Origin of the sequence: Mesorhizobium sp. M8A.F.Ca.ET.207.01.1.1, assembly GCF_004794715.1 — a bacterium.
Classification (GTDB): Bacteria; Pseudomonadota; Alphaproteobacteria; order Rhizobiales; family Rhizobiaceae; genus Mesorhizobium.
The window spans coordinates 1-382 of the sequence record NZ_SRUS01000187.1; the positions used below are offsets into that span (position 1 = coordinate 1).

Below are 382 nucleotides of genomic sequence, written 5' to 3' on the forward strand. Positions count from 1 at the left end.
CTACCAGCCATACAGGACTGATCGAGTTGCAGCGCGGCAGGGTCGGTAACCGGCGTCTGCCATTCTGGCCGATGCGCTGGCTGCCGACACAACCGGCGGAGTTGAAGCGCCTGGCCTGTGCAGACTGGCTGGGATTTGTGCAGCATGGCGACGACGACGGGGTGGCTGAGACGGCGATGGATGTCCTGGCCAGGTTGGTCGAGCCCTACGCCATCGCGGCCTAAGCTACTGCCTATCGCCCGCCATAGCGCGCTGCCCAGGGAATCTCGCCGCTGCACGCATCGAGGTGCCCGGTGCGCATCACGCAATACAGGCGGGCATCCGTGTCCGCATTGGCTGCAATTTAGTCCAGTGCCTCGGCGAGCATGAGGATGAACTGCGG

The 382-nt window shown here is 64.4% G+C and carries 1 protein-coding gene; it reads left to right on the forward strand.

What is annotated here, in order from left to right:
• On the forward strand, nt 1–224 hold a 224-nt coding region (locus tag EN850_RS34110), incomplete at its 5' end, for a hypothetical protein (protein WP_210238025.1).
• Nucleotides 225–382: the final 158 nt, after the last annotated feature.